Raw genomic sequence first — 256 nt, forward strand, 5'->3', positions numbered from 1 at the left:
AAGGGGGCTCCAAAACAGGGCGAAGCCCCGTTGACCGGGGCAGGAATGGCAGCAAGCACCACCTGATCACCGATGCCACCGGCATTCCGCTTGCCGCCACCCTGACTGGCGGCAACCGCAACGACGTCACCCAGTTCATCCCCCTCCTCCAGGCCGTCCCACCGGTTCGCGGCAAGCGCGGCCGGCCCCGCCGGCGGCCCGACACGGTGCTCGGGGACCGCGGCTACGACCACGACAAGTACCGACGCCTGGCCTG

The 256-nt window shown here is 70.3% G+C and carries 1 protein-coding gene; it reads left to right on the plus strand.

Features of this window, described 5'->3' with window-relative positions; genetic code table 11:
* Nucleotides 1-256 (plus strand): IS5/IS1182 family transposase (locus tag IF09_RS41495; RefSeq protein WP_037637291.1); only part of this gene is annotated, 256 nt, incomplete at both ends.

It is taken from the genome of Streptomyces katrae (genome assembly GCF_000717655.1).
Lineage (GTDB): Bacteria > Actinomycetota > Actinomycetes > Streptomycetales > Streptomycetaceae > Streptomyces > Streptomyces katrae_B.